We start from the raw sequence: 24,231 nt of genomic DNA, 5'->3' as shown, positions 1-24,231 counted from the left end.
TCACTGCAATGACCAAGCAAATCCAGGACGCCTACATCGTCGCCGCCACCCGCACCCCGGTCGGCAAGGCGCCCAAGGGCATGTTCCGCAACACCCGCCCCGACGACATGCTTGCGCACGTGCTGCGCAGCGTCGTCGCCCAGGCCCCGGGCGTGGACGTCAACCGCATCGATGACGCGATCATCGGCTGCGCCATGCCGGAAGCCGAGCAGGGCATGAACGTGGCGCGCATCGGCGTGCTGCTGGCCGGCCTGCCCAACACCATCGCCGCACAGACCGTGAACCGCTTCTGCTCCTCCGGCCTGCAGGCCGTGGCGCAGGCCGCCGACGCGATCCGCCTGGGCAATGCCGACCTGATGCTGGCCGGCGGCACCGAGTCGATGTCGATGGTGCCGATGATGGGCAACAAGATCGCGATGGCGCCGAGCGTGTTCGACAACGACCACGTGGCCATCGCCTACGGCATGGGCATCACTGCCGAGAAGGTGGCCGAAGAGTGGAAGGTCTCGCGCGAAGACCAGGACGCCTTCGCCCTCGCCTCGCACCAGAAGGCCATGGCCGCGATCCAGAACGGCGAGTTCAAGGACGAGATCAGCCCGTACGAGATCGTCTCGCACCTGCCGGACCTGGCCGACGGCCAGCGCATCATCACCCGCAACAAGATCGCCGACACCGACGAAGGCCCGCGCCCGGATTCCTCGGCTGAAGGCCTGGCCAAGCTGCGCCCGGTGTTCCGCAATGGCCAGTTCGGCGGCACTGTGACCGCCGGCAACTCGTCGCAGATGAGCGACGGCGCCGGTGCCGTGCTGCTGGCCTCGGAACAGGCGATCAAGGACTACGGCCTGACCCCGCTTGCCCGTTTCGTCAGTTTCTCGGTGGCCGGCGTGCGCCCGGAAGTGATGGGCATCGGCCCGATCGCTGCGATCCCGAAGGCACTGAAGCAGGCCGGCCTGACCCAGGACCAGCTGGATTGGATTGAACTGAACGAAGCGTTCGCCGCGCAGTCGCTGGCGGTGATCCGCGATTGCGGCCTGGACCCGAGCAAGGTCAACCCGCTGGGTGGCGCGATTGCCCTGGGCCACCCGCTGGGTGCGACCGGCGCGATCCGTACCGCCACCCTGCTGCACGGCCTGCGTCGTCGCCAGCAGAAGTACGGCATGGTGACGATGTGCATCGGCACCGGCATGGGCGCAGCGGGTATTTTCGAGGCGCTGTAAGGATCAAGGCGTTGCCGGCTGATTGTTGGTTGGCTGTGGGGCCCGGGTGGGTGAGGCTGCCCGGGACACGCCGTGAACCCCCAGACCGGCCCAGCCGCTGGCGGCTGTGCGTTCGGGCGCTTGCGAAGCAGTGCTTCGCAAGCAAAGCGCCCTCACCCATGGGGGCTTGGCAGCGGCTTGCTAGCGTGCGCAATCCTGCGCACGCAGCAAGGCCGGGGTTGGGCGTCCTGCCCAACCCGCCAGGCGCATGCGCCTGGCCCATGCCGCTGACAGTCCCGGTCAGCCTCACCCACCCGCGCCACCCAACATTCCGCGCGGCGGAGGGTTTAGCAAAAGCAAGGTCAAAAGCTGGGGTCAGAGCCCTTTGCTACGCAAAGGGATCTGACCCCAACAATCAAAAAAGGCAGCCATAGGCTGCCTTTTTTGCTTGTGCTCCCGCCCTTGATTCCGCCCTTCCCGTCCGCGCCCGCAGGAAACCTAGCAGGCGGTACGGGTGGGCCTTTGCAGGACCGTTGGCGCCATGGATGGCGCCATCGAGCCCCCATGGATGGGTTTACGGCGTGTCCTGCAAAGGCCCACCCGTACCGCCCACCACGTATCAATCAAGGCGCCGCGAACGGAGCGCTTGATAAACCTTATTCCGCCAACATCGCCGTCAGCTTCTCCCGCGCCGGCCCTGCCAGCTTCGGGTTGTCCAGCGCGAAGCGGATCGTCGCTTCCACCAGCCCCAGGTGCGTACCGCAGTCGAAACGAGTGCCCTCGAAACGGTAGGCATCCACCTCTTCGGTCTTCAGCAGCTGCGCGATCGCATCGGTCAGCTGGATCTCGCCGCCGGCACCGCTGCCGGTCTGCTCCAGCAGCTCGAAGATCTTCGGGCTCAGCACGTAGCGGCCGACCACGGCCAGGTCGCTCGGCGCGTCCTCCGGCTTCGGCTTCTCCACGATCTGCGAAATACGGCCCTTGCGGCCATCAAAGGCCTCGGTCGCAACGATGCCGTAACTGGCGGTCTTGTCGTGCGGCACATCTTCAACGGCAATGACGCTGGCGCCACTGGCTTCGTTGAGATCGGCCATCTGCTTCAGCGCACCGTCGCCGCGGTTCCAGATCAGGTCGTCCGGCAGCAGCACCGCAAACGGTTCGTCACCGATCACGGCCTTGGCACACAGCACCGCATGGCCCAGGCCCAGCGCCTCGGCCTGGGTCACGAAGATCGCGCGCACGCCATTGGGCAGCACGTGACGGATCAGCTCCAGCTGCTCCTGCTTGCCGGCGCGCTCGAGCTTCTGCTCCAGCTCGTAGGCCTTGTCGAAGTAGTCGGCGACCGCGTGCTTGTAGCGGTTGGTGATGAACACCAGCGTGTCACAGCCGGCCTCGATTGCTTCGTCCACTGCGTACTGGATCAGCGGCCGGTCAATGATCGGCAGCATCTCCTTCGGCACGGTCTTGGTTGCTGGCAAAAAACGCGTCCCCAAACCCGCTACGGGGAAAACTGCTTTGCGAATTCGCTTGCTCATTGGTGCCTGTTGGCCTCGCGTGCGGGAAAGGGCACGACTTTAGCGGATGAAATGTAAGCATCCTGTTCGATTGGCGAGAACTCGGGCATCGTCGCGAACAGGACTTCCTTGATGGTTTCGGTGTCGTAGCTGCACACCGCCTCGCGCAGGCGCGGGACGTTGCCCAGCACCAGATCGCGCGAGAACATGCGCACGCCGGCCTCGAGGACCTTCGGATGCGCGGTTGCGCGGTAGTCCTCGTCCGAATAGAACAGCGTCTCGTGCAGCTTCTCGCCCGGACGCAGGCCGGTATAGATGATCTGCACATCCTTGTACGGCTGCTTGCCCGCCAGACGGATCATCTGCTCGGCCAGCAGCCGGATCGGCACCGGCTCGCCCATGTCGAGCGTGTAGATCGCACCGTGCGAGGCCGAGGCTGCGGCCTGCAGGATCAACTGGCAGGCCTCGGGGATGGTCATGAAGTAGCGGGTGACTTCCGGATCGGTGACCGTGACCGGACCACCGCGCAGGATCTGCTCGCGGAACAGCGGCACCACGCTGCCGGCCGAGGCCAGCACGTTGCCGAAGCGCACGGTAACGAAACGGGTGTGCGTGGACTTCTGGTCAAGGCTCTGGCAGATCATCTCGGCATAGCGCTTGCTGGCACCCAGCGCGTTGACCGGATCGACCGCCTTGTCGGTGGAGATGAACACGAAATGCTCGACGCGCGCTTCCAGGCAGGCGCGGGCCACGTTCTCGGTCGCCAGGATGTTGTTGCGCACAGCTTCGCGCAGCTGCCGTTCCAGCACCGGTACATGCTTGTACGCTGCGGCATGGAACGCGGTGTCGACCGGATGCAGCGACAGCGCATGGCGGATCACCGCAGGATCGCCACAGTCGCCCAGCACCGCTTCGATCTCGATATCGGGGAAGCTGCGACGCAGCTCACCCTCGATGGTCAGCAGCAGCAGTTCGCTGATCTCCAGCAGGATGATGCGGCCGGCACCGTGGCGCGCGCACTGGCGGCACAGCTCCGAACCGATCGAGCCACCAGCACCGGTAACCATCACGGTGCGACCGCCCAACCAGCCACGGATCAGGTTCCAGTCCGGGGTGATCGGCTTGCGGCCGAGCAGGTCCTCGATCGCCACTTCCTTCAGTTGGCCGGGCAGCGACTGCCCCTGCAGGATGTCGCTCAGCTTGGGCACGGTGCGGAACGGCACGCCGGTGCTTTCGCAGATGGCGACCACCCGCTGCATGCCTGCGGCATCCAGCGAGGGCATGGCGATCACCAGCAACTTGGCCGCAGTCTCGCGGACCACCGCCGGGGCATCATCGAGGCTGCCCAGGATCGGCAGGCCCTGCAGCTTGGCGCCGCGCAGGTGCGGTGCGTCGTCCAGCAGGCCGACCGGTTCGAAGTTGCCGGAGCGGCGCAGATCGCGGACCAGCGTTTCGGCGGCTTGCCCGGCACCGAGGATCAGCACGCGGCGCGCGCTCGAATCCGACTGCAGTGCCTGGTAATCCTTCCAGGCCCGGTACAGCAGGCGCGGCGCGCCCAGCAGCGCCGACAGCGCGAACGGATAGATCACCAGCACCGACATCGGCACGCCGTCGAAACGCTTCCACATCAGCACCAGCACGATGCCGACCAGGCCGATGAAGCTGGCCTTGAAGATGTTCAGCAGGTCGCTGACGCTGGCGAAACGCCACAGCCCGCGATACAGGCCCACGCGCCAGAACACCAGGCCCTGCAGCAGCAGCACCAGGGTGGTGTCGACATTCCAGAGCGGAAGCGAGGGCGCGTTGGGGAGGATCGAGTACCGCCCGGCGTGGAGCAGCTGCCAGCATGCCCAGACCATGAACAGGTCGTGGCAGACGATGGCCGAACGCGGCATCAGGCCGAGGATTCTGTCCCGCCAGGGTGAAGCCATAAGTCAGGTATTTCCTTGTCGGTGACGCAATCCATTGCGCAGGAGGATCCAGAGGACGCTCAGCGCGAGAAACCACGCGACCGCCAGGACAGCCTCCCACCTCGGCTGCAAATTGGAGCAGACATTAAGCACTGTAATACTGAACAGGCCCAAAGCAAAGTACATCCCTGTCACCTGGGCGTGGCCGGCTCCTGCCTGCACCGCCCGCTGGTAGACGTGCTGGGTATGGGGTTCCATCCAGCGTTGTCCGGAGATGATGCGCGCCGCCAGTGTGAAGCCCGCGTCCACGAGGAACGCCGAAGCCGGGACCAGCAGCAGGATCCAGTTGATATCGGTACGCACCGCAGCGATGGCCAGGACGACGGCGACTGCATAGCCCAGCGCGCCACTTCCGACATCACCCATGAAGATCCGGGCCCGCGGGAAATTGAACGGCAGGAAGCCCAGGCAGGCCAGGCCCAGCGCCACCGCGGCCAGCGAATACGGCCAGGGCAGCACCGGCGCCAGGCCCAGCGCAACAACAATGGCCTGGCTGGCGGCAATACCGTTGATGCCATCCATGAAGTTCCAGATGTTGATCAACGAGGCGGTGAATACCAGCACCAGCCCGGCCAGCAACCAGCTTCCACCATGCACCTTGACCAGGGCGGCCAGCAGCGCGGCGGCAATGAAGTGCACCAGCAGGCGGCGCATGGCCGGCAACGGCCGGTGGTCGTCCCACCAGCCGATGCCCGCCACCAGCACCAGGCCCACGCTGGCCACCAGCAGGCTCGGTGTCGATTCAGGCCAGACCCACATCGCTGCACCGGCGGTGACCAGCAGGCTGATGACGATGGCGATGCCACCACCGCGCGGCGTTGCCACGCTATGGCTGCGACGCTCGCCGGGCTGGTCCAGCAGTTGCTGGCGCAGGGCATAACCCCGTGCCGCCCAGGTCAAGCCCGCACTCAGCAGGGCCAGCCCCAGCAGCGCGCCCATCACGAGCCACGGCATGGATCAGAGCACCGCGTAGTTCAGCAGTGGCTTGACCGTGCCCCATTCCTTGCAGCTCGGGCACTGCCAATGGTGGGTACGTGCACCGAACCCGCAACGGGTGCAGCGATAAGCGGGATTGCGCACCAGCAGCTGGTCGGTGATGTGCTTGAGGTCATGCAGGGTCGCCGTGGAATCGGCGCCCTCGGCCAGGGTCAGGTCGATCAGCGCCGATTCGCCACGCACCGACGGACGATCCTTGAGCTGGCGGCCAAGGTAGGCTCGGGCCGGAGCCACGCCCTCCTGCTCTTCCATCAGCCGGGTCAGGGCCAGCACCGGGGCGATGCCACGGTAGTGCTCGGTCATTTCCGACAGGAACGCACGTGCGCCTGCCAGATCGCCCACCTTGCGATAGTTCTGCATCAGCGCCGGCAGCAGCTCCGGCAGGTACTCCGGATCGTTGCGCGCGGCGCGCTCGAAGGCGCGCACGGCCGCTTCCGGATTGCCGGCATCGGTTTCCAGGCGACCCTCAATGATGCCGGCACGCACCGACATCGCATCGGCCTGGTAGGCCCGGGCAATCGCTGCCCTCGCCTCTTCCAGCTTGCCGGCGCCGCGGAAACGTTCGGCCAGTTCGCACTCGAACTGCCCGATCAGCTTGCCCATCGGCTCGCCGGTGACGTCTTCGAAACGGGTGGCGTTGTCGATCGCCTTTTCCCAGTCACGCTCAGCCTGGTAGATGCCGATCAGGTGCTTGAGCGCCTGCGGGGCGCGCTGGTCCAGCTGCGCCAGCTCGGTGAACACGGTTTCTGCACGGTCCAGCAGGCCGGACTTCATATAGTCCTCGCCCAGCGCCAGCAGGGCCTGCACGCGCTGCGCGTCGCTCAGGTCGTGGCGGTTGACCAGCCCCTGGTGCAGGCGGATGGCGCGGTCGACTTCACCGCGGCGGCGGAACAGGTGGCCCAGCGCGACCTGGGTCTCGAAGGTTTCCTTGTCCAGTTCGGCGATGTGCAGGAACAGTTCGATGGCCTTGTCCGGCTGCTCGTTGAGCAGGTAATTCAGGCCACGGAAGTAGGTGCTGGACAGGCGGCTGACCTGGTTGTCACCGTGGCGCTGGCCACCGCGCCGGCCGATCACCCACCCGGCCAGTGCGGCCAGCGGAACGAACAGGAAAAACCAAAGCCACTCGGTGACGAAATCCATCTTCGATCAGCGTCCATCAAAAGATTGGGGGGAAACACCCGCGGCCGGCGTTGCCGCCACGGACTTGTTGGCACGGCGCAGCTGGCTGTAGAGCGGAATGACCACGCTCACCAGTACCAGGCCGGCACCGACCACGACACCCACCAGCAGTGCAGCGATCAGCGCCACGCCCACCGAGGTGTGCAATTGAGTGAAAAGCAGGTTGATCGACATCGCGGTCATGTTGACCGCACCAATGATCAGCCCAAGAATCAGGACCGCCAGCAGGACCAGCAGACGAAAGACCTTCATGCGACAGCTCCAGTGGCAGGAGTCCGTAGCTTATCCGACCCGCGGCTGGATTCGCACGCGGTGGCGCGACGGGGGCTCAGGCCGGATCGGCGTCCAGCGGCAGCACACTGCTGACCCGCTCGCGCAGTTCCTTGCCCGGCTTGAAATGGGGGACGTGCTTGCCCGGCAGGGCAACCGATTCGCCGGTCTTCGGGTTGCGACCCAGGCGCGGCGGACGATAGTGCAGCGAGAAGCTGCCAAAACCACGGATTTCGATGCGATCCCCGGCGGACAGCGATCCGCCCATCATCTCCAGCAACGACTTCACCGCCAGATCGACATCATCGGCCTTCAGGTGCGCCTGGCGGCGCGCAAGGATTTCGATCAGTTCGGATTTGGTCATTACCGGCTCACATCAGGGGCATCTCAGCCTGAAACGGCCCGGGCAGAAGCCCGGGCCGTCCAGGAAACAACAAACAGCGTAAGGCCGATTACTCGGACTTGTTGCCGTTCAGCTGTGCACGCAGCAGCGCGCCCAGCTGGGTGGTGCCGCTGGAAGCCGAAGAGGACTGGTATTCCTCCAGCACTTCGCGCATTTCCGCGTCGTCCTTGGCCTTGATCGACAGCTGCAGGGTGCGGCCCTTGCGGTCCATGCCCACGAACTTGGCTTCGATCTTGTCGCCGACCTTCAGGTGCTGGGTGGCGTCGTCAACGCGCTCGTTGGCGATGTCGCGAGCCGAAACGTAACCCTCGATGCCGTCAGCCAGCTCGATGATCGCGCCCTTGGCGTCGACTTCCTTCACCACGCCTTCGACCTTGGAGCCCTTCGGATTGGCAGCCATGTACTGGCCGAACGGATCCTGCTCCAGCTGCTTCACGCCCAGGGAGATGCGCTCGCGCTCCGGATCGACGGCCAGGACGACGGCGTCCAGGGTATCGCCCTTCTTGAAGTTGCGAACGACGTCTTCGCCGGTGGTGTTCCAGCTGATGTCGGACAGGTGGACCAGGCCGTCGATGCCGCCGTCCAGGCCGATGAAGATGCCGAAGTCGGTGATCGACTTGATCTGGCCCGACACCTTGTCACCCTTCTTGTGGGTGGCAGCGAAGGTTTCCCACGGATTGGCGGCAACCTGCTTCATGCCCAGCGAGATACGGCGACGCTCTTCATCGACGTCCAGCACCATCACTTCGACTTCATCACCAACCTGCACAACCTTGGACGGGTTGACGTTCTTGTTGGTCCAATCCATCTCGGAGACGTGCACCAGGCCTTCGACGCCCGGCTCGATCTCAACGAACGCACCGTAATCGGTGACGTTGGAGACCTTGCCGAAGACGCGGCTGTTGGCCGGGTAACGACGGCCGATGTTGTCCCACGGATCCTCGCCCAGCTGCTTCAGGCCCAGCGAAACGCGGTTGCGCTCGCGGTCGAACTTCAGCACGCGGACGTCCAGCTCGTCGCCGACGTTCACGACTTCCGACGGGTGACGCACGCGCTTCCACGCCATGTCGGTGATGTGCAGCAGGCCGTCGATGCCGCCCAGGTCCACGAACGCGCCGTAATCGGTCAGGTTCTTGACGACACCCTTCAGGATCGCGCCTTCCTGCAGCTTGTCCATCAGCTGCTCGCGCTCTTCCGAGTGCTCGCTTTCGACGACAGCGCGGCGCGAGACCACGACGTTGTTACGCTTGCGGTCCAGCTTGATGAGCTTGAACTCGAGTTCCTTGCCTTCCAGGTAGGCCGGATCGCGCACCGGGCGCACATCGACCAGGGAACCCGGCAGGAAGGCGCGGACATCCTTGATGTCCACGGTGAAACCACCCTTGACCTTGCCGCTGATGCGGCCGGTGATGGTTTCGTTCTTTTCCAACGCTTCTTCCAGCTCGTCCCACACCATCGCGCGCTTGGCCTTCTCGCGCGACAGGACGGTTTCGCCGAAGCCGTTCTCGATCGAGTCGAGGGCGACCTTGACGATGTCGCCTTCGGCGACGTCGATTTCGCCAGCGTCGTTACGGAACTGTTCGATCGGCACGATGCCTTCGGACTTCAGGCCAGCGTTGATCACCACGACGTCGCCGCGGACTTCAACAACGGTACCGCTGACGATGGCGCCCGGCTTCAGCTTGGCCAGATTGGCCTGGCTGGCTTCAAACAGTTCGGCAAATGATTCGGTCATTAGATTTACTCTGTTGGACACATGGGTCGGTGGCGTCCCCTTCAGGGGAATGGCGACCGCCCGCCTGTTGGTCGACCCCGGAAACGCAGGTCGTGTGTAGTAGGAAAACCGCCACGCATCATTGCGCGACGGAGCTGGTACAGCACTGCTTTGCGCGACCACCGATGCAGCTGGCAGTGCTCCCGCGCGAACGGATCAGGCAGCCGGAACCGGAAGCAGATCCATCACTCGGGCAACGACATCATCGATGCCGATGCCTGTGGTGTCGATGAGGACAGCATCGTCTGCCGGCTTCAGGGGCGCCACGGTACGCTGGGCATCACGGGCGTCGCGGGCCATGATCTCGCGCAGGAGGTCATCAAAGTTAACAGAAACCCCCTTGTCTTTCAACTGCTTATGCCGGCGCTCGGCGCGCTCCTCGGCACTGGCGGTCAGGAAGACCTTGTAGGGGGCGTCCTTGAAGATCACCGTGCCCATGTCGCGGCCGTCGGCAACCAGGCCGGGCAGCTCCCTGAATGCGCGCTGGCGCTCCTTCAGCGCGGCCCGGACCTCAGGAATTGCGGCAATGGCCGAGGCCAGCGCGCCGGTGGTCTCCAGGCGCAGCTCGTCGGTGGCATCGGTGCCGTTGACCATGACCCGCATCGACTCGCCCTGTTCAACAAACTGAACATGGGTGTCGAAGGTGCAGCGCACCAGCGCCGAGGCGTCAGAGGTGTCGATGTCGGCCCAGCTCGCGGCCACGCCCACCGCGCGGTACAGCGCCCCCGAATCCAGGTAATGCCAGCCCATCCGGCGCGCGATGATGCGGCTGATGGTACCCTTGCCGGCCCCGGAAGGGCCGTCGATGGTCAGGACGGGAGCGAGTGGATTCATGGGGTTCCCAGAGCGTGTGAAGGGGTCATTCTAGCCCCTGCCAGACACCCCCAGCGGGATCTTTTGTGCAACCACTTGAAACCACGAGGAAAAGCCCGGTAGAATGGCGGGCTTGAACGAGCGTCAACTGCCGATTGTCTTTCGCATATCGCGGCCACGCTCCACCCGAACAACTACTGTTTACGCCGAGGTATGCCATGAAAGTCCTGTCCTCCCTGAAGTCGGCGAAGGCCCGTCACCGCGACTGCAAGGTCGTCCGTCGTCGCGGCAAGATCTTCGTCATCTGCAAGTCGAACCCGCGTTTCAAGGCGCGTCAGCGCTAAGCCCAACAGCCTTCACGGCTGCGGCTGGCCCTGCGCGGGGCCGACCCGATGCAAGAAACCGCCTTCGGGCGGTTTTTTGTTTATGCGGCTTTTTCCTGCTGATTTTGCTGTAATCGCCTTTCTTGACCACTGGGGAGTAGATCGAGATGAAGCGTTACCTGTCCGCCCTGGCCGTGATGGCCACCCTGGCCGCCGCCACACCGGCGCTGGCCGATACCCTGCTTGTTGACCGCGCCCGCGAGAAGCCGGCTGGTGCCCTGCCCGTGCGCGGCCAGAGCATGCAGCAGGTACAGGCGCAGTTCGGCACGCCGAGCGAACAGCTGCAGCCGCGCGGCGGGCAGAAGCGGCAATGGCCGACCATCAACCGCTGGGTGTACCCGCAGTTCACCGTCTACTTCGAGAAGCAGAAGGTGATCGACGTGGTGGCCAACCAGGCGGACCCGAACGAAATCGGCCCGAAACCGCCGATCCGTTGATCCCTTTACCCGCCGTGGGCGGGCCTGTGTAGCGAGACCATGAACCAGACCCTTCGTTTTCCTGCCGAGTGGGAAGCCCAGAGCGGCGTCCTGATTGCCTGGCCCACCGCCGACACCGACTGGGCCGACCGCCTGGGCCAGGTGGAAGAGACCTACATCGCCCTGGTCGCGGCCATCACCCGCTTCCAGCCGGTGCTGATCTGCGTGGCCGACGACGATGTGGAGACCTATGCCGAAATGCGACTGCGCTCCAACCGCATCGACATGGACAAGGTCCACTTCACCACGGCCGCCTACGACGATACCTGGCTGCGCGACTCCGGCCCGATCACCCTGCGCCGTGCCGACGGCGGTTTCCAGCTGCTGGATTTCCGCTTCACCGGTTGGGGCGGCAAGTTCGACGCCACCCTGGATGACCAGCTGGTGGGCGTGCTGGACCACGCCGGCGTGTTCAACGACGCGCCGGTGCGCAGCATCCCGTTCGCGCTGGAAGGCGGCGGCATCGAGACCGATGGCGAAGGCACCCTGCTGACCACCTGGAAGTGCCTGCACGAGCGCCATCCGGACCGCGACCGCGCCAGCCTGAGTGCCGACCTGGCCGACTGGCTGCAGCAGGACCGCGTGCTGTGGCTGGACCACGGCTACCTGGAAGGCGACGACACCGACGCGCACATCGACACCCTCGCCCGCTTCGCCTCGGCCGACAGCATCGTCTACCAGGCCTGTGACGACGAGAGCGACTCGCACTACGCCGAACTGCAGGCGATGGGCAACGAGCTGGCCGCACTGCGCACCAAGGATGGGCAGCCGTACCGCCTGTTCCCGCTGCCGTGGGCACAGCCGGTGATCGACGAAGGCCGCCGCCTGGCTGCGTCGTACGCCAACTACCTGATCGTCAATGGTGCAGTGCTGATGCCGGCCTATGGCGATCCGGCCGATGACCTGGCCCGCGACGTGCTGGCGCAGGCGCACCCGGGCCGCGAGATCGTGCAGGTGCCCTGCCGCTCGCTGATCTGGCAGAACGGCAGCCTGCACTGCATCACCATGCAGCTGCCGGAAGGGCTGTTGAAGGCATGACGTTAGTGCCGGCCGCGGGCCGGCAACCCCGCACTGCCTGATGGATCCACGGGATTGCCGGCCCGCGGCCGGCACTACCGATCGCACCCATTCAGCGCGCGACACGCCGTCGCCGTCCATCCGCGCTAACATGCTGGTTTTCCCCCGCAGGAACGCCCCGCATGAACTCGCGCAGCCCCCTTACCGTCGCCCTGATCCAGGAGCGCAACCACGGTGATGCCGCCGCCAACCTGGCGGTGATCGAAGCACGCGTGGCCGAGGCGGCTGCGCAGGGTGCCAAGCTGGTGCTGCTGCAGGAACTGCATAACGGTCCGTACTTCTGCCAGCACGAATCGGTGGACGAATTCGACCTGGCCGAGCCGATTCCGGGCCCCAGCACCGAGCGCCTGGGCGCACTGGCGAAGAAGCATGGCGTGGTGCTGGTCGGCTCGCTGTTCGAACGCCGCGCTGCCGGCCTGTACCACAACACCGCCGTGGTGTTCGAAAAGGACGGTACGCTGCTGGGCAAGTACCGCAAGATGCATATTCCGGACGATCCGGGCTTCTACGAGAAGTTCTACTTCACCCCGGGCGACATCGGCTTCAAGCCGATCGATACCTCGGTGGGTCGCCTTGGCGTGCTGGTGTGCTGGGACCAGTGGTACCCGGAAGCGGCGCGCCTGATGGCGCTGGCCGGTGCCGAACTGCTGCTCTACCCGACCGCGATCGGCTGGGACCCGGACGACGTGCAGGACGAGAAGACCCGCCAGCGCGACGCCTGGGTGCTGAGCCACCGCGGCCACGCCGTGGCCAACGGCCTGCCGGTGCTGAGCTGCAACCGCGTCGGCCACGAGGCCTCGCCGCTGGGCGCCTCCGGCATCCAGTTCTGGGGCAACAGCCACGTGCTGGGCCCGCAGGGCGAATTCCTGGCCGAAGCCGGCACCGATGCCACGGTTCTGCTGTGCGATGTCGACCTGCAGCGCAGCGAGCATGTGCGCCGCATCTGGCCGTTCCTGCGCGACCGCCGCATCGATGCCTACGGCGACCTGCTCAAGCGCTACATCGACTGAGCCGGAGCCCGCGCATGGCCGTCCTCATCCGTGATGCCGGCCCGGCCGACATCGCCGCGATCACCGCGATCTACGCGGTGGAAGTGACCGACTTCGTCAACACTTACGAGTACGACATCCCGGACGCGTCCGAGATGCTGCGCCGCATGCGCGACATCATCGACCGCGGCTTCCCCTACCTGGTCGCCGAGATTGACGGCCAGGTGGCCGGCTATGCCTACGCCAACACCTACCGCACCCGCGTTGCCTACCAGTGGACCGTGGAAAACTCGGTCTACGTCGATGCTGCGTTCCAGGGCAAGGGCGTTGGCACCGGCCTGCTGCAGGCGTTGATCGACGCCTGCGTGGCGCGTGGCTACCGGCAGATGGTGGCGGTGATCGGCGAACCGACCAATACCGCTTCAATCAAGCTGCACGAACGCTTCGGCTTCGAGCTGGTCGGCGTGTTCCGTGGCCTCGGCCGCAAGCATGGCCGCTGGCTGGATACCGTGCAGATGCAGCGCGCACTCGGCGATGGCGCCGACACTGCACCTTCCAATGAATGAACCCATGACCGAAACCCTTCCCGAGACCGGCGACGACCTGTTCGCCGGCCAGCCGGTACGCGTTGTTGAACGCGACGGCGTGCGCTACACCCTGCTGGGCACTGCCCATGTCTCACGCGCCAGCGTCGAGGCGGTGGAGAAAGCCATCGACAGCGGTCGCTTCGACGCCGTGGCCGTTGAACTGGACCCGCAGCGCCTGCAGGCGCTGAGCGACCCGGACACGCTGGCCAAGCTCGACCTGGTCGAGGTGATCCGCAAGGGCCGCGTCGCCCTGTTCGCCGCCAACCTGGCCCTGTCCGCCTACCAGCGCCGCCTGGCCGAACAGCTCGACATCGAGCCGGGCGCGGAACTGAAGCGCGCGGTGGAACTGGCGCGCGAACGCGACCTGCCGGTGCACCTGATCGACCGCGAGGTCGGCCTGACCTTCCGCCGCGCCTCGCAGCGGTTGGGCTTCTTCGGCAAGCTGAAGCTGGTTGCCGGTCTCGGCGCCGGCCTGTTCTCGTCCGAGGAAGTGGGCGAGAACGAGATCGAGAAGCTCAAGCAGGGCGACATGCTGGAATCGAGCTTCGGCGAGTTTGCCAGCGAGAGCCCGGCACTGTACGAGACCATCATCGGCGAGCGCGACCGCTACATGGCCACGCGCCTGCGCGAGGAACACAACCCGCAGCAGCGTGAAGTGCTGGCGGTTGTCGGTGCGGGTCATCTGGCAGGCCTGGCGCGTTACCTGGAAACCGACACCGAGGCACCGGCACCGCTGCGCGCCGAGCTGGAGACGGTGCCGAAGAAGCGCAACATTCCGTGGTTCACGCTGGGCATCCTGGCCATCGTGGCGACCGGCATCGGCGTGGGCTTCTACCGCGGTGGTCTGGGCGTGGGGACCGAACTGCTGGCGACCTGGGCGATGTATACCGGCGGCCTGGCGGGCCTGGGCTGCCTGCTGGCAGGCGGTCACCCGCTGAGCATCCTCACCGCGATCGCGGTGGCCCCGTTCAAGCCGTTCCGCCTGAGCATCCCGACCGGCGCATTCTCGGCGCTGGTGGAAGCGCGCCTGCGCAAGCCGGCGTACGAAGACTTCCTCAAGCTGCGCGACGACGCGCAGAGCCTGAAGGGCTGGTACCGCAATCGGGTCACGCGCGTGGTGCTGACGTTCATGCTGACCAACATCGGCAGCATGCTCGGCCTGTGGCTGACCACCTTCAAGGTGTGGGGCAAGGTGGCGGGTTGATTGTTCCGTGTAGCGTCGAGCCAAGCTCGACTGCGCTCTGGTAGGTGCCAACCTTGGTTGGCACGCCATGCCCGGCAAAAAAAGGGTTCTTCTCCCATCTGAGGGGAGAGGCTCACGGCCGACCCGCTAGATTGTGGTTGTCGAGACTACAAACTGGGGCCGGCCGTGGCCAAGCTGGATTGTATGCCGTTGCTGGGATGCTGGGCGGGATATCGCTTGGATGGATGGCGCCGGGAGGCGCGTGGAGGAGCCACTTGGCTGGTGCTTTCGCTGCTGCCTGATTCACGCCGCCGCCGACGCTGTAGCGGATGTGGCAAGTGGGTGGTGGCCATCCATGACCAGACGCTCCGGCGGGTCCGTGATCTACCCGTGTTCGATGAGCCGGTCGAGCTGGAAGTCCAGCGCCAGCGGCTGGCCTGTCCTCGCTGCGGGCCAAAACTTGAGCATCTGGATTGGCTGGAGCGACATGCCCGGGTAACACAACGGCTGGCGCAGAGCGTGGCACGCATGTGTGCCACGGCCTCCATCCATGCCACCGCAAAGTGGCATGGCCTGGACTGGAAGACGGTCAAGGCGCTTGATTTCAGGCATCTGGTGCGGACGCTGGGTCCGGTGGACCTATCGAACGTCCGGGTGATCGCGATGGATGAGTTTGCGATCCAAAAGGGGCATCGCTACGCCACGGTGGTGGTCGAACCATCACGCAAGCGCGTGCTTTGGGTCGGTCGAGGACGCAGCCGCGCAGACGTACGTCCCTTCTTTGAGCTACTCGGAAAGGACGGCTGCGAACGCATCCAGGCGGTTGCTATGGACATGAATTCGGCATTCGACCTGGAAGTGAAAGCCCAATGCCCAAACGCCGAAGTGGTCTACGACCTGTTTCATGTGGTGGCCAAATACGGTCGGGAGGTCATCGACCGGGTCCGCGTGGATGAAGCCAACAGGCTGCGTCAGGACAAACCTGCCCGGCGTGTGGTGAAGACCTCTCGCTGGCTCTTGCTGGGCAACCGGCAGAACGTCCCGGCCGATCAACGAGTGAAGCTCAAGGAGCTGCTGGCTGCCAACAAGGCCCTATTGACGAGCTATGTGCTGAAAGACGACTTGAAGCAGCTCTGGCGCTACCGTAGCCAGGCCTGGGCAGCAAAAGCGTGGAAGAGCTGGCGACAGCGCGCATTGCGTAGCCGCCTGGAGCCCCTGCGAACGTTTGTCCGTCGCCTACAGCCCTATCTGCCAGGCATCCTGGCTCATTGCCGATGGCCCCTTGGAACGAATCTGGTCGAGGGAATCAACAACAAGATCAAGGTCATCAAGCGCGTCGCCTACGGATACCGAGACGACGCCTATTTCTTCCTCAAAATCCGTGCAGCCTTCCCCGGACTTGGGTGAAGAACCAAAAAAAGGGGGAGGCCGCCCCACTACGACCGGCCTCCCCCACACCACAACACGTTGATGTGCATTACAGCCGGGCAGCGCCCGGCTCTACCATTTCCACTCCACGCGCGCGGCGGATCAACCGCGTCACGGCATTGCGCAGGTCATCCAGCACCGCATAGATGGTCGGCAGGAACAGCAGGCTGACCACCGTGGAGAACGCCAGGCCGCCGGCAATCGCGCGCGCCATCGGCGCGTACTCCGGGCCGTTGCCGAACATCTGCGTATTGGTCAGCGAGATCGGCACCATCGCCAGGATCGCCGTGCCCATGGTCATCATGATCGGGCGCAATCGCTCGCGTGAACCCTCCACCAGCGCCTGCGTGCGTCCCATGCCGCCGCGCCGCAGGTTGTTGATGTGCTCGATCATCACGATGCCGTTGTTCACCACCACGCCCATCAGCACCAGGATGCCGATGAAGGACATGATCCCGAACGAGGTACCGGTGATCCAGAACAGCCAGAACACGCCGAAGATCGAGAACAGCACGCCGCTCATGATCGCCGCCGGGAACAGCAGCGACTCGAACACCGCCGCCATCACCACGTAGATCATCACCAGCGCGATCAGCAGGTTGAACACCATCTGCTGCATCGCTTCGTCGTCGTTGCCGTAGTCGCCGCCATCGAAGGTGAAGCCATAGCCGGCCGGGAAGTTCATCGGCTTGAGCACCGATTCCATCGCCTTGCGGCCATCGGGCGCGGTGACCTTCTCGGCCAGGTTGGCCTTGATGGTGAGCGTGGTCTGGCGGTTGGTACGACCGATCTGGGTCGCCGATGAACCGACGTCAACGGTGACCAGGCTCAGCAGTGGCACGCTGCGACCGTCGCCGGTGCGCACGCTGAAGCCGGCCAGGTCTTCCGGGCTGCTCTGCTCGGCGCCAGCGAAGCGCACCCATACCGGTACTTCATTGTCGCCGCGGCGGAACTCGCGCATCGGCGCACCGCGCAGGGCCAGGCCGACGAAGCTGGCGACCTGCTCGGCATTGAAGCCGAATGCGGCGGCACGCTCGCGGTCGACGCGTACCTTCAGCTCGCCGCCCTTCTCGCCGTTGTCGATGCGCACGTCGCGCAGCTCGGCACGCTGGGCCAGCAGCGGCACCACCTCCTGGCCGATCTCCTGCAGCATCGAACTGGAGTCGCCCACCAGCTGCACCTGCACGCCCTGGTTGCCGCCACCGCCGCCATCACCGCCCTGGTTGCCAACGAAGTAGTCGGTGCGGGCCGACTTCGGCAGGCCCTTGCGCAGCTCTTCCTGCAGCGCCTTGATGTCCTTGGCGTACTTCTCGTCCAGGGTGACCACGGTCGAGCTGCCTTCCTGCTCGCTGTACCAGGAGTACACCTGCTTGACGTGCAGGCGCTCGCGGTTGGCGTCGATCCAGTTCTCCACGCGCGCCACCTCCTCGGACATCTGCCGATAGGTGTAGGCGCCCTTCCACATGTAGCCGATGAAGATGTCCTTGCCGCCATCCCCACCGAACATGTCGACCTTGGTCAGCTTCATCGGCACCAGGCTGACCAGCACCACCAGCACGATGCCGAGCAGGCTCCAGCCGCGATGGTGCAGCGACCAGTCCAGCAGCCTGGCGTAGCGGCGCTGCAGCCGCGCGATCAGTCCGGTCTGCGAGTGCACCAGCTTGGGCGTGGCCATGCGCGCGGACAGCATCGGGATCAGGCTGACCGCGACCAGCCAGGAGGCCAGCAGCGAGACCGAGATGGTGATCGCGATCTGCGCCATGAAGATGCTGATGTTGTTGGTCTCGCCAAACAGGTTCGGCACGAACACGATGCAGTGGCACAAGGTGCCAGCACTGAGCGCGATGGCCACGTTGCGGGTGCCGATGATCGAGGCCAGGCGCGGCTGTCCCGGCATGCGCTCGCGCTCCTGGTAGATGCTCTCCACCACCACCACGGCGTTGTCGACCAGCATGCCCACCGCCAACAGCAGGCCCATCATGGTCAGGATGTTCAGCGTCACCCCGACGAAGTACATGAAACCCAGGGTGATGGTGAAGCAGATCGGAATGGCCAGGGTCACCATCAGCGTGGACGGCCAATGGCGCAGGAAGAAGAACAGCACCGTGATCGACAGGATCAGGCCGACCGCACCGGCCTCGGCCAGTTCCAGCAGCGAGGAGGTCACCGCCTTGCCCTGGTTGTCGATCACCTTGATCTGCACGTCGCGCATCGACGCTTCGGCACGGATCGCTTCAACCTCGGCCAGCGCCGCGCGCGACACCTCCACCAGGTTGGCACTGCGCTCCTTGAAGATATCCAGCCCGACCGCCGGGTTGCCGTCCAGGCGGCGCCCGTAGTTCATCCGCGCCGGCTTCAGGCGCACGTCGGCGATGTCGCCCAGGCGCAGGCCCTTGGCGTTGATCACCAGGTCGCGCATTTCCTGCAGGTCGGTGATCTCGCCCACCGGCTGCACGCGCACGCGCTGGCCGTTGTCGTCGATCTGCCCGGCCGAGATCGAGAAGTTCAGCGTGCGCAGGCGGTCACTCAGCTCGTTGATGCTCAGCCCATGCGCGTTGAGCCGGTTCGGATCAATGGCGATCTCCACCTCGTTCGGCGGCGCGCCGGTAATGTCGACGCGGGCCACGCCGGGGATACGCTCGATGCGCCGCTTGAACTCGCGGTCGAGCATGTCGTAAGCGGTGGTCAGGTCGCTGGTGCTGGCCAGGCGCACCTTCAGCACCGGCTGGTCGCTGCTGGACCACTTGAACACGTTGTAGCGCTGCAGGTCGTCCGGCAGATCGCTGCGGATCGCGTCGATGCGTTCGCGTGCATCGGAGGCGGCGATGGCGATGTCGCGGTCCCAGTCGCTGAACTCGATGAAGATCAGCGCCGCCTCGGAGGTGGCCGACGAGCGCATGCGCTTGATGCCGGTCATCGTCGCCAGCGATTCCTCCACCGGGCGGATGATGGTCCGCTCCACTTCCTCCGGGGTTGAACCGGTGTACGGAATCTGCACGAACAGGAAGGGCGCGGAAATGTCCGGCAACGCTTCCAGCGGCAACCGGAACGAGGCGATCAGGCCGATCACCACCAGTGACACGAAGCACATGATGGTGGTGACCGGGCGGCGGATGGAGAACTCGGCAACACTCATGCCGGCTCCTCCGCACCCGCCGCGCTGCCTGCTGCGCCCGGCTCGATCTCGCCGGCGTGCTTGCGGCCACGCTCGCGGTAGTAGGCGTCACCACGGCGGTCCATCAGGTCATAGACCACCGGGATCACCAGCAGGGTCAGCAGGGTCGACACCAGCAGGCCACCGATCACAGTGATCGCCATCGGCGCGCGTACTTCGGCGCCCTCGCCCATCGCCACCGCCAGCGGCAGGAAGCCGAACAGCGTGCATAGCGTGGTCATGATGATCGGCCGCAGACGCGAACGTGCACCTTCCACCAGGGCCTCGTGCTTGGCCACGCCGGCCTCGCGCAGCTGGTTGACCTTGTCGATCAGGATGATCGCGTTCTTGGTGACCAGGCCGACCAGCAGGATCAGGCCGATGAACACCACCACCGAGATGGGCTTGCCGGTCAGCATCAGTGCCAGGATCGCGCCGACCAGCGCCAGCGGGATGGTGAACAGGATCACGAACGGATGCAGCAGCGATTCGAACTGCGAGGCCATCACCAGGTAGACCAGGAAGATCGCCAGGCCGAAGGCGAAGATCAGCGACTTCGCCGCCTGTGCCAGTTCCTCGCCCTGGCCGCCGATATGCAGGCCGACGCCGGCGCCCAGTGGCTGCTCGGCCACCATCTGCTGCACTTCACGCATGGCCGCGCCAAGATCGATATCGCGCAGGTTGGCCGACACCACCGCAACGCGGGTCTGGTCGGCACGATGGATCTCGCTGGGGCCAGTGGTGGCAACCACGTCAGCCACCGCGTCCAGGGTGACCGGCCGGGTGCTGCCCGGGTTGACGATCAGCCGGCGGATGCTCTCCACGCTGGCGCGGTCGCCTTCCTGGGCACGCACCAGCACGTCGATCTTGCGGTCGCGGAAGCTGTAGCGGGTGGCCACGTCGCCGCGCACCTTCTTCACCACCACGTCGGCGATCTGGCGGGTGGTCAGGCCCAGCGCACCGGCACGTTCCTGGTCGAAGCGGATCTGGATTTCCGGGAAGCCCTCTTCCACCGTGGACTTCACGTCGGCGTAGTGCGCATTGCCGCGCAGCATCGCCGCCAGGCGCTGGCCAGCCACTTCCAACGTCGCCATGTCCTGCCCGCGCAGCTCGATTTCCAGCGGCGTGGAGAAGCTGAACAACGCCGGCCGCGCGAAGTCGACCTGTGCCCCCGGATGCTGGCCCATGCTGTCGCGCAGGCGCTCGGTGATCTCGGCTTCAGTGCGTGCATTGCCACCGCCTTCCATCACCACGGTCAGCTTGCCGATGTTCTCGCCGCTCTCGGTCGGGCTGGCATCCAGGCGGGTGCCGCTGCCACTGACACCGTACAGCGAGGCCACGCCCTCGCCGTTGCCGTGGGCCAGCTGCAGCTCACGCACCAGCGCATCGGTCTGCTTGAGCGGTGTGCCGGCCGGCAGCTTCACCGTCATCTCGAAACGGTCCTGCGCCAGCTGCGGGATCAGGTCGGCACCGAGCATCGGCACCAGCGCCATGGTCGCCACGAAGATGATCGTGGCCACGCCGAGCACCTTGCCCGGATGGGCCAGCGCGCTCGGCAACAGGCGCAGATAGCCGCGCTCGGCACCGGCGTAGGGCTTCATTGCCAGGTCGCTGGCCTTGCGCATCACCGGGCCGACCACTGCCACGACGCCCCGCCACGCACGTACGACCAGCCAGGCCAGCGCATAGAAGCTCCAGCGCGCGGTTGCGACGGCACCACGACGGCCCAGCGCCACCGGCTTCTGCCAGCGGTTCTGCGGCTGCCACGGTTCGTTCGGCGCCTCTTCCGGGAATGCCAGCGGCGGCCGGCCCTTCAGCGAGCTCAGCATCGGGATCAGCGTCATCGATACCAGCAGCGAGATCGCGATGGCGATCGCCACGGTCAATGCCTGGTCGCGGAACAGCTGGCCGGCGATGCCATCGACGAACACCAGCGGCAGGAACACCGCGATGGTGGTCAGGGTCGAGGCGACCACCGCCATGCTCACTTCGCGGGTACCGACGATCGCTGCCTGCAGGATGCCCAGGCCACGCTCGCGGGCCTTGGCAATGCTCTCCAGCACCACGATCGAGTCGTCCACCACCAGGCCGGTGGCCAATGCCAGGCCGCCCAGCGACATCACGTTCAAGCTGAGGCCGAGCTGGCCCATGAAGAAGAACGTGGCGATGATCGAGACCGGCAAGGACAGGCTGATCACGAACGTGCTCCAGCCATCACGCAGGAACAGGAAGATGATCAGGATCGCCAGCAGGCCACCGATCACCGCATCCTTCTTGACGTCGGCGATGGCGTGCTCGATGAAGCGCGACTGGTCCTCGATGGTGGTCATCTCGACGTCGGACGGGAACGTGCCCTTGATCTGCTCCAGGCGCTTGCGCAGCGCTTCGGCGGTGGACACGGTGTTGGCGTCGCCTTCCTTGTAGATGGCCAGTTCAACCGATTCCTTGCCGCCCAGGCGGATCACCGCTTCGCGTTCCTTGTAACCCTGGCGAACGGTGGCCACGTCCTTCAGGCGCACCGGCACGCCATTGGCGACCACGCTGGAGCCAGCACCGGACGATGCGCTCTGCGCCGCCGAAGCCGCCGCGATGGCTGCGGCCGAACCGGTCGAGGCGGCGATGTTGAACATCTGCTGCAATGCCGAGTCGGCTGCACTTCCGTTCGAGCCCTGGGTGGTGACCAGCAGGTTGCGGATCTCCTCCAGGTCAGCGAACTGGTTGACGGTGCGCACCAGGAAGCGCTGCGACCCCTCCTCCAGACGGCCGCCGGAGATGTTGATGTTCTCGTCCTTCAGGCGCTTGATGACGGTGTCGATCGGCAGGTTCAGCTGTGCCAGCTTCTGCTGGTCGATGTCGACCTGGATCTCATCTTCCAGACCGCCACCGACCTTGACCGCTGCCACGCCGGCAACCGGCTCCAGCTTCTTCTTCAGGTCTTCATCGGCATAGCGGCGCAGGCCGGTCAGCTCGCGGACCGCATCGGCATCGCTGGTCGGCGCCACCTTGTTCGACAGCACCAGGCGCATGATCGGCTCGGTGGACGGATTGAAGCGCAGCAGCACCGGGGCCTTGGCCTCCAGTGGCAGGTTCAGCGCTTCCATCTTGTCACGCACCTCCAGACTGGCCTGGTCCATATTGGTGCCCCAGGCGAACTCCAGCACCACGTCGCTCTGGCCGGTTCGCGAGACCGACTTCAGCTTGCGCAGGTTCTTGACCACGCCGACCGCCTCTTCGACCGGCTGGGTGATCAGGGTTTCGATTTCGGTCGGCGCCGAACCGGTGTACTCGGTGCGCACGGTCAGCGTCGGGTAGCTCAGGTCGGGCAACAGGTTGACCTTGAGGTTGCCCAGCGCGATCAGGCCGAACAGCAGCAGGGTGACCGTGCACATGGCGATGGTCACGCGGCGGCGGGTGGCGAACTCCACCAGGCCGCCGCGCATGCCGGCGGCGGCGCCATCGCTCGCCGGCGAGGCACCGTGGTCGTGGCCCGGGGCGGTCATTGCTTGCTCCCGGCCTTGTCTGCCGGCTTGGCGGCCGCTGCGACCGTCTTCGCCTTTGCCTTCGGATCGGCGATCACCTGCACCGCGGTACCGTCGCGCAGCGCGACCTTGCCGGCGGTGACCACCTGATCACCGGCCGCCAGGCCATCACGGATCTCCACCCACGGGCCCTCGGCGTAACCCAGCTTGACCGGAACACGTGCGACCTTGCCTTCGCGCACCCGGAACACCGCCGGCTCACCGTCGTCGAGCAGCGCCAGGCGCGGCACCACGAGCGCATCGGCACGCTGGTCGTAATCGATGCGGATGCGCCCGAACATGCCGGGCTGCAGCGCGTGCGCGGCGCCATCGAAGGCGCTGACCACGCGAAACGTGCCACTGCCCGAATCCACCACCGGCGCGATGCGATCGACGGTGCCGGTGAAGCTCTGGCCCGGCAGCGCATCGGCGGCCAACGTCACCGGCTGGCCGGCACGCAGCGTGGCCAGCTCGCGTTCGGGCACGTTGAGGGTGGCTTCCAGGCGCGAGTTGTCGACGATGCGGAAGATCGGCGTGTTGATCTGCACGAAGTTGCCGGTCTTGATCGAGCGCGATGCGATCACGCCGGAGATCGGTGCCACCACCGTGGTGTAGGACAGTTCCAGCGTGGCCAGGCGGTACTGCGCACGGACGTTTTCCAGATCAAAGCGCAGCTGGTCGACATCGGCAGCACTGACCATCTGCTGGCCAACCAGTTTCTGTGCACGCTGGTAGTTGTTTTCCAGCTTGCGCATCTGCGCTTCGCTCTGGGCTACGGCCAAGCGTGCGCGGTCCGGGTCCAGGCGCACCAGCGGCTGGCCGGCGGTGACCCGCTGGCCTTCCTCGACCAGCACCGCCAGCGCCACACCGGAGGTCTTGGCCACCACCTGCGACTCGGCGCGTGGTTCCAGCGCGGCGGTGCCTGTGTAACTGGCCGCGACCGCGCGATGGCTTGCCACGGCCACTTCGACCGGGACCGCATCGACCTTCTTCTCCTCCTTGGTCTCGGCGGCCTTGGCTTCGGAATTGGGCCCTGCGGCGCAACCGCCCAGCAACAGGGAGGTGGAGATCAGCAGTGCGGCAGCGCAGATTCCGCTGCGACGGCCGGACAGGAAGGTTGGGTGCGACATCGTCAGGTCCCTGGAGGATGCGTGGACAGGTGTGGTAGCAAAGTAATGCACCACTTCACGGCAACACCATATCCCAAAGGTCATGGTGTCTTCACGCCGCTGGTCGGCCCGACCCCATTTCAGCTAGATGAAACCTGAGGCTATACTCGGGGCGTTCCGTACCCCACGCCGGAACGACCAGACCCGAATCC

Annotated in this window: 19 protein-coding genes; 8 read left to right on the top strand and 11 right to left on the bottom strand. The window is 65.5% G+C overall.

All coding sequences use genetic code 11. The features are described 5' to 3' along the window. The first annotated feature begins 8 nt into the window (after positions 1 to 8). A complete protein-coding gene (locus CKW06_RS10620; protein WP_005409292.1) occupies positions 9 to 1,217 on the top strand; it encodes an acetyl-CoA C-acyltransferase in 1,209 nt (402 codons plus the stop codon). Between the two features lie 635 nt (positions 1,218 to 1,852). Here CKW06_RS10620 and galU read toward each other — a convergent pair. From galU to cmk, 8 genes are all read right to left on the bottom strand, one after another. Then, positions 1,853 to 2,731, bottom strand: a complete 879-nt coding sequence (galU, locus tag CKW06_RS10615; protein ID WP_024956143.1) for a UTP--glucose-1-phosphate uridylyltransferase GalU — start codon at positions 2,729 to 2,731, stop codon at positions 1,853 to 1,855. After that, the gene (locus tag CKW06_RS10610; RefSeq protein WP_005413043.1) at positions 2,728 to 4,641 is read right to left on the bottom strand and encodes a polysaccharide biosynthesis protein; all 1,914 of its coding nucleotides are present in this window, start codon (positions 4,639 to 4,641) and stop codon (positions 2,728 to 2,730) included. The genes galU and CKW06_RS10610 overlap by 4 nt, the downstream gene beginning before the upstream one ends. 3 nt (positions 4,642 to 4,644) lie before the next feature. After that, positions 4,645 to 5,634: an MraY family glycosyltransferase gene (locus tag CKW06_RS10605; protein WP_024956145.1), complete on the bottom strand. Its 990-nt coding sequence runs from the start codon at positions 5,632 to 5,634 to the stop codon at positions 4,645 to 4,647. 3 nt (positions 5,635 to 5,637) lie between these two features. Continuing rightward, positions 5,638 to 6,816: a lipopolysaccharide assembly protein LapB gene (gene lapB / locus CKW06_RS10600; protein WP_005409288.1), complete on the bottom strand. Its 1,179-nt coding sequence runs from the start codon at positions 6,814 to 6,816 to the stop codon at positions 5,638 to 5,640. Between the two features lie 6 nt (positions 6,817 to 6,822). Beyond that, the gene (locus tag CKW06_RS10595; RefSeq protein WP_005409287.1) at positions 6,823 to 7,107 is read right to left on the bottom strand and encodes a lipopolysaccharide assembly protein LapA domain-containing protein; all 285 of its coding nucleotides are present in this window, start codon (positions 7,105 to 7,107) and stop codon (positions 6,823 to 6,825) included. Positions 7,108 to 7,183: 76 nt separating this feature from the next. After that, positions 7,184 to 7,489, bottom strand: coding sequence for an integration host factor subunit beta (locus tag CKW06_RS10590; protein ID WP_005409286.1), 306 nt, complete (start codon positions 7,487 to 7,489; stop codon positions 7,184 to 7,186). 88 nt (positions 7,490 to 7,577) lie between these two features. Next, the gene (gene rpsA / locus CKW06_RS10585; RefSeq protein ID WP_005409285.1) at positions 7,578 to 9,263 is read right to left on the bottom strand and encodes a 30S ribosomal protein S1; all 1,686 of its coding nucleotides are present in this window, start codon (positions 9,261 to 9,263) and stop codon (positions 7,578 to 7,580) included. A gap of 195 nt (positions 9,264 to 9,458) precedes the next feature. Next, a complete protein-coding gene (gene cmk / locus CKW06_RS10580) occupies positions 9,459 to 10,136 on the bottom strand; it encodes a (d)CMP kinase (protein WP_005409284.1) in 678 nt (225 codons plus the stop codon). A 197-nt stretch (positions 10,137 to 10,333) separates the two neighbouring features. Here cmk and ykgO point away from each other — a divergent pair, with 197 nt between their 5' ends. The 7 genes from ykgO (at position 10,334) to CKW06_RS10545 (ending at position 16,217) form a co-directional block, all read left to right on the top strand. After that, positions 10,334 to 10,459, top strand: coding sequence for a type B 50S ribosomal protein L36 (gene ykgO / locus CKW06_RS10575; protein WP_005409283.1), 126 nt, complete (start codon positions 10,334 to 10,336; stop codon positions 10,457 to 10,459). A gap of 176 nt (positions 10,460 to 10,635) precedes the next feature. Next, positions 10,636 to 10,935, top strand: a complete 300-nt coding sequence (locus CKW06_RS10570; RefSeq protein ID WP_407627000.1) for a hypothetical protein — start codon at positions 10,636 to 10,638, stop codon at positions 10,933 to 10,935. A gap of 39 nt (positions 10,936 to 10,974) precedes the next feature. Next, positions 10,975 to 12,012: an agmatine deiminase family protein gene (locus CKW06_RS10565; protein WP_024956146.1), complete on the top strand. Its 1,038-nt coding sequence runs from the start codon at positions 10,975 to 10,977 to the stop codon at positions 12,010 to 12,012. A gap of 161 nt (positions 12,013 to 12,173) precedes the next feature. After that, entirely contained in the window at positions 12,174 to 13,061 is an 888-nt protein-coding gene (locus CKW06_RS10560; protein WP_005409280.1) for a carbon-nitrogen hydrolase, read from the top strand. 14 nt (positions 13,062 to 13,075) lie between these two features. Next, complete coding sequence (locus CKW06_RS10555; protein ID WP_005409279.1) at positions 13,076 to 13,606, top strand: GNAT family N-acetyltransferase; 531 nt, start codon at positions 13,076 to 13,078, stop codon at positions 13,604 to 13,606. 4 nt (positions 13,607 to 13,610) lie between these two features. Beyond that, on the top strand, positions 13,611 to 14,831 hold the full coding sequence (locus tag CKW06_RS10550) for a TraB/GumN family protein (RefSeq protein WP_024958405.1): 1,221 nt from the start codon (positions 13,611 to 13,613) through the stop codon (positions 14,829 to 14,831). Between the two features lie 183 nt (positions 14,832 to 15,014). Next, positions 15,015 to 16,217: an ISL3 family transposase gene (locus tag CKW06_RS10545; protein WP_032964867.1), complete on the top strand. Its 1,203-nt coding sequence runs from the start codon at positions 15,015 to 15,017 to the stop codon at positions 16,215 to 16,217. Between the two features lie 70 nt (positions 16,218 to 16,287). Here the strand turns inward: CKW06_RS10545 and CKW06_RS10540 are convergent, their stop codons facing one another. From CKW06_RS10540 to CKW06_RS10530, 3 genes are read right to left on the bottom strand one after another with little or no spacing between them, the layout of a single operon-like run. Next, entirely contained in the window at positions 16,288 to 19,374 is a 3,087-nt protein-coding gene (locus CKW06_RS10540; RefSeq protein ID WP_024958283.1) for an efflux RND transporter permease subunit, read from the bottom strand. Further along, entirely contained in the window at positions 19,371 to 22,892 is a 3,522-nt protein-coding gene (locus CKW06_RS10535) for an efflux RND transporter permease subunit (protein WP_005413037.1), read from the bottom strand. The genes CKW06_RS10540 and CKW06_RS10535 overlap by 4 nt, the downstream gene beginning before the upstream one ends. Further along, the gene (locus CKW06_RS10530; RefSeq protein ID WP_021204157.1) at positions 22,889 to 24,040 is read right to left on the bottom strand and encodes an efflux RND transporter periplasmic adaptor subunit; all 1,152 of its coding nucleotides are present in this window, start codon (positions 24,038 to 24,040) and stop codon (positions 22,889 to 22,891) included. The genes CKW06_RS10535 and CKW06_RS10530 overlap by 4 nt, the downstream gene beginning before the upstream one ends. Between the last annotated feature and the right edge of the window lie 191 nt (positions 24,041 to 24,231).

Source organism: Stenotrophomonas maltophilia (genome assembly GCF_900186865.1).
Classification (GTDB): domain Bacteria; phylum Pseudomonadota; class Gammaproteobacteria; order Xanthomonadales; family Xanthomonadaceae; genus Stenotrophomonas; species Stenotrophomonas maltophilia.
Note: the sequence above shows the minus strand (reverse complement) of the source record. Positions and strands in the feature narration are given on the sequence as shown.